Annotated in this window: 6 protein-coding genes and 4 pseudogenes; 3 read left to right on the top strand and 7 right to left on the bottom strand. The window is 57.0% G+C overall.

Annotated features, from left to right (window positions below; all coding sequences use genetic code 11):
• Positions 1-165: 165 nt before the first annotated feature.
• The 3 genes and pseudogenes from C9413_RS34280 to C9413_RS24380 form a co-directional block, all read right to left on the bottom strand.
• On the bottom strand, positions 166-300 hold the full coding sequence (locus C9413_RS34280) for a hypothetical protein (RefSeq protein WP_267285106.1): 135 nt from the start codon (positions 298-300) through the stop codon (positions 166-168).
• Positions 301-670: 370 nt separating this feature from the next.
• Entirely contained in the window at positions 671-1996 is a 1326-nt protein-coding gene (locus C9413_RS24385) for a dicarboxylate/amino acid:cation symporter (RefSeq protein WP_040114373.1), read from the bottom strand.
• Between the two features lie 259 nt (positions 1997-2255).
• Positions 2256-2375 (bottom strand): annotated as a pseudogene (locus tag C9413_RS24380) (ISNCY family transposase); the annotation flags it as partial.
• Positions 2376-2881: 506 nt separating this feature from the next.
• Between C9413_RS24380 and C9413_RS24375 the strand changes: the two are divergent.
• Positions 2882-3043: pseudogene (locus C9413_RS24375) on the top strand (cytochrome C biogenesis protein CcsA); the annotation flags it as partial.
• Between the two features lie 561 nt (positions 3044-3604).
• Here C9413_RS24375 and C9413_RS24370 read toward each other — a convergent pair.
• The 3 genes and pseudogenes from C9413_RS24370 to C9413_RS33790 form a co-directional block, all read right to left on the bottom strand.
• Positions 3605-4297, bottom strand: coding sequence for a hypothetical protein (locus C9413_RS24370; protein WP_040114370.1), 693 nt, complete (start codon positions 4295-4297; stop codon positions 3605-3607).
• 52 nt (positions 4298-4349) lie between these two features.
• Positions 4350-4970: a hypothetical protein gene (locus C9413_RS24365; protein WP_170251006.1), complete on the bottom strand. Its 621-nt coding sequence runs from the start codon at positions 4968-4970 to the stop codon at positions 4350-4352.
• 896 nt (positions 4971-5866) lie between these two features.
• Positions 5867-6129 (bottom strand): annotated as a pseudogene (locus C9413_RS33790) (IS30 family transposase); the annotation flags it as partial.
• A 339-nt stretch (positions 6130-6468) separates the two neighbouring features.
• Between C9413_RS33790 and C9413_RS24360 the strand changes: the two are divergent.
• The gene (locus C9413_RS24360; RefSeq protein ID WP_040114367.1) at positions 6469-6759 is read left to right on the top strand and encodes a type II toxin-antitoxin system RelE/ParE family toxin; all 291 of its coding nucleotides are present in this window, start codon (positions 6469-6471) and stop codon (positions 6757-6759) included.
• Position 6760: 1 nt separating this feature from the next.
• The gene (locus tag C9413_RS24355) at positions 6761-7069 is read left to right on the top strand and encodes an addiction module antidote protein (RefSeq protein ID WP_040114366.1); all 309 of its coding nucleotides are present in this window, start codon (positions 6761-6763) and stop codon (positions 7067-7069) included.
• Between the two features lie 195 nt (positions 7070-7264).
• Here C9413_RS24355 and C9413_RS24350 read toward each other — a convergent pair.
• A pseudogene (locus C9413_RS24350) lies at positions 7265-7527 on the bottom strand (IS30 family transposase); the annotation flags it as partial.

Raw genomic sequence — 7527 nt, 5'->3', positions numbered from 1 at the left:
GGCTTGGATATTGAGGCATAAGCCAACATATCCGAGTATCAGTTCTCCCTCCGGAGCCGTTCCCAATTGGCGATTTCGTTCGCCGCAATAGCCCACGACAGTACCCTCCGCGCCGCGCTCTCGCAGGGTGCTCGCAAATGCTGTCCGACCGCACTCGCAACCCGCCTATGTGAGTTCTTCAGCGTTATGCTTGATCGCGATCCTGTTCGGGAACGACGCCGCAATTTGATCGATGGCCGTGACCACATCGATGAGCGGAATCCGGCAAAATTGGATCGCAGTCCGGCCTTCGGTGAGCATACGGTTCCTCGTAGGGCGGGGCGGTCAGTAGGTCACTGTTGGTAGGTCCTGCCGGGTCTCGATCGAGAAAGCTTCAAGAGTCATGGCAGCTACGCGAAGAGGCGCTCGTGGAAGATCTATCGGTGCGTTATCAACGGTGTAAATGAGAGTGAAGTACGAACCAGGTCGAACGGCATCGTGTCGCGGACCCGACAAATCGACAGTGGTCGCGGCGACGAGCGTCTTCTTAGAAAAGCGGGCAGGTGCAGGCGCTTGAACGGCATTTGGCAGCCAAGAAGCCCTCGCTGGTGGATAAACAAAAAAAGAGCGCGATCTGGGAAACCAGACCGCGCCAATCCGCACTGGTGTGCGGCAGTTGCCCTGGGAGGCATTATTCGGCTGGCTGGGCGAACGTCGCTTTGGTCTCAATCGGCGCTTCGCCTGCAAGCGCGGCGCAAAGTTGCGCCTGGTGGAGCTCGCCTTCCCACTTCGCCACGACCAGCGTCGCGACCGCATTACCGACAATATTGGTAATTGCGCGGCATTCGGACATGAAGCGGTCGATGCCGAGGATCAGCGCCATGCCGGCGACCGGCACGGACGGAACGACGGAGAGCGTCGCAGCGAGCGTGATGAAGCCTGCGCCGGTGATGCCGGCAGCACCCTTTGAACTCAGCATGGCGACGAGCAAGAGCAGGATCTGATTCCCGTAGGAAAGCGGCGTGTCGGTCGCCTGGGCGATGAAGAGCGCCGCCAGCGTCATATAGATGTTGGTGCCGTCGAGGTTGAAGGAATAGCCGGTCGGAATGACGAGGCCGACGACCGAACGCTTGCAGCCAGCCTTCTCCATCTTGTTCATGAGGCCCGGCAGTGCGGCTTCCGAGGACGAAGTGCCGAGAACGAGGAGCAGCTCCTCCTTGATGTAGCGGATGAGCGCCACGATCGAGAAGCCGTTGTAGCGCGCCACGGCGCCGAGTACGACGAAGATGAACAGGAACGAGGTGAGATAGAAGGTGCCGATCAGCATGGCGAGGTTGGCGATCGAGGCGACGCCGTATTTGCCGATGGTGAAGGCCATGGCGCCGAAGGCACCGATCGGAGCAGCCTTCATCAGGATCGCCACCAGCCGGAAGATCGGCAGCGTCAGCGCCTGCAGGAAATCGACAACCGGCTCGGCCTTCTTGCCGACGATGGCGAGCGAGATGCCGAAGAGCACCGAGATGAACAGCACCTGCAGGATGTCGCCCTCGGCAAAGGCGCCGATCAGCGTCGTCGGAATGACGTTCATCAGGAAGCCAGCGATCGACTGCTCATGCGCCTTTTCCGCATAGGTGCTGATTGTCTTGGCATCGAGTGAGGCCGGGTCGATATGCATCCCCGCACCCGGCTGGACGACATTGGCGACGATGAGGCCGATGACGAGCGCGAGGCTGGAGAAGGTCAGGAAGTAGATCATCGCCTTGCCGGCGACGCGGCCGACCTTGGCGAGATCGGTCATGCCGGCAATGCCGGTCGCGACCGTCAGGAAGATGACCGGCGCGATGATCATCTTGACGAGCTTGATGAAGGCGTCGCCGAGCGGCTTCAGCTGAGTGCCGAGCTCAGGATAGAAATGTCCGAGCAGGATACCCGCGGCGATCGCCGCCAGGACCTGGACATAGAGATGGCGGTAAAAGGGTGTCTTGCCGCAGACCTCCGCAGAATGTTCGATGATCATGATATCCTCCACGTGGGGCGCCCAGTCTGGCAACGCGCCGGGCCTCCCAGGCCGCCGTCCGAAGATCGACAGCCGCTGCTGCCTTGTAGAGATATCAAGCAATCAATGTGCCAACTGACCACGGTTCGCACAGCGGGTTGTAATAGCTGCGCTTTTCCTTCGAACGCTGGTGGCGTGCAACGCAAATCTGTCCGGATCCGCACAGATCGACTGTCGCTATACTGTCATGTTCAAACAACCTCCGGCCATGGACGGCCTTCTGAAGCAGCTCGCCAAAGGCCTCACGGCGCAACCGCAACTGATAAGACGTGCGCCGCTGCTTGCGCGATAGCCATAGGCCGGCGTCCGACATCCACTTGTAAAGCGTCTCGCGCGAAACCGTTCCAGCCGCCGGCGTTGGCGTGGGGGTGATGGCCCCAGATCGCATCCGTTCAAGGTCGGAGGAGATCGAAACTCATAGTAGATGAGGATCGCTTCGGCTTCGGACGGGCGGTCGACGACCAAGCGCCCCTTCAAATCGGTTACCTATGAGGCTATCTGCCATTACTGGTTGAAGGAAATCAACGCATCGAAGACGTCAGCCGGAAGCGACCAGTGGGATTTTGGCTGACTGGGCCGTTGCGCCGGTCGCATTCCAAGTCATCATCATCGCAAATCGAAGGCGATTTCTGTGTCAGGATTCATGCCGCTGAACAAATCGATCCTGCTCGGAGAATTTTCTTCCGAATGTACAAGGGCCATCGGTATAGCGGCTGAGGACAGCGCACTAAGCGATGCAATCGCTCGGATAGTTGAATGGCTTCAAAACGATGAGCTCGAAATTTCCGGAGTTTATGACCAACGGCTGAACGAGATGCCTTGCGATATCGGACCTACCTGAAACTGAAAGAATTGAAGGAAGAAGAAGGCGACCTGATCGTTGCCTTCCTTAACTCGCTGACCGGAAAGGTACCGGAGGTCGCCTATCCCGTCTTGCCTGCCGAAACGGCGGCAACACCTCAAAATAAACCGCCCGAGGTGGCTACGGAAGCTCGCAATCAACATTGATTGCGATCTTCACTGGAGACGAGATATCGCGAGCTCACCCAAAACGTTTTGCTGATCGGCGCGGGCGTTACCTACCGTTCTAGTCCGATGGAGTTTTCTGGAGCCTGGTCGAGGAGGTGCAATCCCCAAGTAAGAACTGCTTATTTCGAAGCTGCGGCCGCGGCTCGGTTTACCCCCTAGCAGATGAGAGGGCGCGCAGTCGCTATCGCGACGATACGTAGGCCTGGCGCGCGTCAGCGCTTGGGCAACACTCGGGTGGGTGACCTGAGCAATCGACAAGAAGCGCTCAACTTGATGAAGTCGAGGAAGCCGCTGTTCTTCATCTCTGTCATTCGGCGGCCTCACGACTTTGAGCGCGTGGTGAAAAAAGCATCCCGCCAACCCATTTGTAACCGGGGCTCTTTAGCCTCCGGAAGTACATGGCTGGATCTCGGTTGTATTTCTCGACGTCCTTTGCGTTTCCGAGAAGACGAATAAATGGCCTCACGATCGGAACGTTCTGGCGCTGCAGCGGCGAAAGACGCGCCGGCAACTGCGCCGGCATCTTGGATTGTTGAAGGATTATTGGACCGGCATCCGCCTTTTGACGGGCGCGCTCCAGTGCGTCCTTGCCGCCAAAGGAAGAGGGCTGTCAAGCGAGGCTGCGGCGGGCGGAGATCCGAAAAACACGTGCTCGTCCGTTAGCATTCTGATGTTCTGATACTTGATCCGTGCGGCAGCCAAGAAACGTCGGTCGCCGAGGTCTCGTTCGACATAATCGGTCTGGCCAAACGAGTAAAACTTCGTCGTGAGGTAGTGAACGAACCTGTAGACTGTCTCTTGGTCGTATGGCAGGCCAGCTTTGATCTTTGCTGCAGCCTCATCAATGGATTGAGCGGTGGATGCCAGTCCGTCGGACGCGTAGAACGCCTCACCGCATGCGACAACGGGTTTCCCGAAAGCGAGCGAGAGGAGGCCAACCCCAGAGTTCAGCAGCATGACTGAATGAGACAGATCAATTAGGTCGTGCACGTGGGCGTCATCGGGCGCGAACACCACGCCCGGAATCTTCGGGCGGTTCAGCTCCGCAGGGTGTTTCTTTACGACAACCGCCCATTGGGAAGGGTCGAGTTTTGCGGCCACCTCTGCCACCCATTTATAAAAATTCTCATATGGCCCGACTTCAGCCCCAAAGTATCTCGTCACCGTGTCGGTTGGGCGCTGCAGCGGCACGAACAGGACCCTTCGGTCCCGATGCCAAACGCATGCCGCCAATGCTCGGCAGACTTGGGGGCGCCGTTCTTCTCCAGGGTCTCGGCATTCGTTTTCAGCGACCGGATGTAGGAAATGACCTCTTCCCGCTCATCACTTGGCAGCGGAGAATCCCAGTTCTGAGGTAGCTGGAACTGTCGGCATTAAACCCGTTTGGATCGAAGAACCAAGAATGAGGCAGCGCGCCTCTGTCATGGACCCAATAGTGTATGTTGGCGCTACGCACTGCGTTGTAGAGGCTGAGCCTGTGTTCGTTTCCGTACGGATTTAGGAAGAAGACGTGGTTAAATTCCTCTGCCTCGATCGCATCCAGCAACGCATGTTCATCCGCGAAAACCGTCTCGTCGATGACTGAATATTGGCCGAGAAGGGGGAGGGCTTGTCGCAGCGTTTCCAGCGCCGTGGACGCGGGTCGGCATAGGACCAGGGTTTTTCGGAAGACAGCACGATCCGGAAGGGCATTCAACTGCTTTCCGGATTTGTCAAAATCCTTCATCATCTCGCCAAGGAGGGTGAAGTTCCGTTCCGTCTGCTTATAGCTAACGTTGCTGGCGGCTTGGTTGACGCTATTCACTGCGCGGCGAGGATGCCAGAGGTGAACCATGTAGATGCCACGGAATGCCACCTCATACGAGTAGAGCGAGAGATAGGCACGAAACCCGATGTAGTCGTGCATCTGGGAAAGACGGGGCTCGTCCCGCCGATTGATAGGTAGTGCAGCCGGTTCACGACGATGGTGGACCCTGAATGGGCCCTAAACCAGGTGACTTGCTTTTTCGCAGCGCTGGATGTGGTAGTGGAAAAGGGAATCTGAGTAGAACGGTTCATTTGCCGCATGTATTCGGTGGTATTCTTCCACGCCCTCGACCGTTAGGAAGGCTATCGGGATAGCGAAAAAATCGTACGCGTTGACGTCGATCCTCCTGGCGCGAGCTTCTTTATGTATCTTCTCGTACATGTTCGGGCTGGCAAGGTCAAAGGCAATCAACATCGTTGAACATGATCACCGGAGATGTAGCATTTTGGGCGCCGACGTTTCGAGCAATACCAGCGCTGAACGGCTCGGCTTCTGAGTCAATGCGCACGTGTTTCGCGTGCTCGAATTGGTCTGTGAGGAACGACAATTCGGCGGCCCGCCTAGTGGGCTGCCGTAGTCAACGACGACGACCTCAAAGCGGTCGGATGGGGCGTTCCGGACGAGCTGTTCCAGCCTTGGCAGCCCTTCAAATAGCGTTTCATTCAAGCGCACTGGCACGATGATTGAAATTTTCATGTCCGCAAACCCGTTCCGTAAAATATGACAACCCGGCCGAGTCTCGAAAGTGCGTTGACTGCCCTACCTCGCATGATGCAGGAATTCCCCAACCGTTCGGGGAGTATTCTTATTGCATTTGCTTCATCCGTTCGCTGCGGCATGACGAGGTGTTAAGCGGAAAAACTGCATTTAGTCCTGCTTAGACGCAGGAAAACGAGCATGGTGGCGCCCGAAGGCATCGACGCAGCTTGACGCGGTTTTTTTTGGAGAATCTCCGCTAAGTGCATCATGCCGGTTATGCAGGGTAGGGGATCACATTCTCGCAAATGAGCTATGAACACTTCGGCCGGCGTTTTGTAGCCCGAGCACCTTCCTGGCAGCGAATTCGGCTGATGGGCGAGGTCGACAAGCTGTCGCTGGGTGATAGTGGAGGTCCGTATCGCCAGGCAGGAAGCGACGGATACGCTGGTTAGTGTCCTCGACCGCACCTTTTTGCCAGGGTGAGTTTGGGTCGCAGAACCAGCTCTTAAGCACCGATGCCATCTTCCAGAGGCCTGAACCCGGCGCACTCGGTCCCGCGGCCGAAGGTAAGCTTCGGCGGGCAAAAGACGGCAGAGATGATATGCATTGATGATCTGTCCATGATCGGGCAGGCGGAGACCTTCGTATCGCAGTCCTGACCGGCCATCTTGAGGGCCGTCATACGGTACTTCTCGACGGCTGCGTCCAGAAAGCTGGGCTGCCCCTGATTTGCGGCCCATTCGGCGACAATCCGATCTTCGCGGCTCTTCGGACGCTCAGGTCGTTGGAGGGATCGAGAGAATGAGAAAGCAAGTTGGCGCATCAGCCGGTGAGGTGAAGTCAGCATTAACTGTGTATTACAGTTGACAACCTATGCAATCTGCGTACTGTACTACACATGATTGAAGTCCGCCTGACAGTCACTTTTTCCCGATGGCTGGAAGATCTGAAAGACCGGCGCGCGCGTGACAGAGTTCTCGCCAGATTGCGTCGTTTCGAATTAGAAAACTTCGGAGATGTAAAGCCCGTGGGGAGCGGGGTAAGCGAGGCACGAATAGATTATGGGCCGGGTTATCGGCTGTATTTTGTGAGACAGGCTGATGTTATCGTGGTGATGCTGTGCGGTGGCGACAAAGCAAGACAGAAACGTGACATTGCGACGGCGAAGGCCATGGCGAAGGAGCTATAAGATGGCATTGGAAACAACGCGCTTCGATATTCAGAACTACATCAAAACCCACGAGGATCAGACTGGCTATCTCGACGCTGTTCTAGAGGATGGAGACCCTGCTCTTATTGCAGCGGCCATCGGCGATATTGCCCGCGCACGCGGCGCATCACAATTCGCGAAAGACAGCGGGCTCAGTCGTGAAACCATCTACAAGGTTTTTCGCCCAGGGGGAAATCCGACGCTCGATACGATCGCCAAAGCGGTGAAAGTGCTTGGCCTGCGGCTGTCGCTGGCACCGGCATCTAACTCCACCAAAGGCCCGATCTGACAAGTTGGATGTTTGGCGGCCGATGTGCGTCATCCTTGTGGACCGTTTCCAATCTCGTAGATCGCCCGCATATCCTGCATCGCGCAAACACCTTTGTAGGATGCGAATGGCGCAGCGTGCTGTCATGCGCCGTAAAGACTCCGACCGCTCATGGCTCGTCCCACATTGGGTCGTATGATGGTGTGACCTCCTCTTGGCGCCGAGCCCGTCTTCCAAAGCCCGAAAGCCGGCAAACTCGGTGCCTCGATCAAAGGTAAAACTGCGGCGTGCAGAGGACAGCAAGGGTGAGAAGGCCGTAATGATCTTGTCCATGATCGGACGCGAGTGCCGACTGCGGTTCTTGATCATTACGGTGTAGCGGCTCACGCGTTCAACAAGCGACGTCACATTGTAATGGCCGAGTTTGCGATCGAAGGTCAGCAGGGCGCCTTCCCAATGCCAGGGCGGCGACCGATTAA

The organism is Rhizobium sp. SEMIA 4085, assembly GCF_013004495.1.
Lineage (GTDB): Bacteria > Pseudomonadota > Alphaproteobacteria > Rhizobiales > Rhizobiaceae > Rhizobium > Rhizobium gallicum.
This window is presented reverse-complemented; position numbering and strand designations above follow the sequence as displayed.

What these genes read in the sequence shown, in the direction of transcription:
- C9413_RS34280 (WP_267285106.1), bottom strand. Translation starts at nt 300, where the DNA reads ATGCTCACCGAAGGCCGGACTGCGATCCAATTTTGCCGGATTCCGCTC.
- C9413_RS24385 (WP_040114373.1), bottom strand. Translation starts at nt 1,996, where the DNA reads ATGATCATCGAACATTCTGCGGAGGTCTGCGGCAAGACACCCTTTTAC.
- C9413_RS24365 (WP_170251006.1), bottom strand. Translation starts at nt 4,970, where the DNA reads ATGCACGACTACATCGGGTTTCGTGCCTATCTCTCGCTCTACTCGTAT.
- C9413_RS24360 (WP_040114367.1), top strand. Translation starts at nt 6,469, where the DNA reads ATGATTGAAGTCCGCCTGACAGTCACTTTTTCCCGATGGCTGGAAGAT.
- C9413_RS24355 (WP_040114366.1), top strand. Translation starts at nt 6,761, where the DNA reads ATGGCATTGGAAACAACGCGCTTCGATATTCAGAACTACATCAAAACC.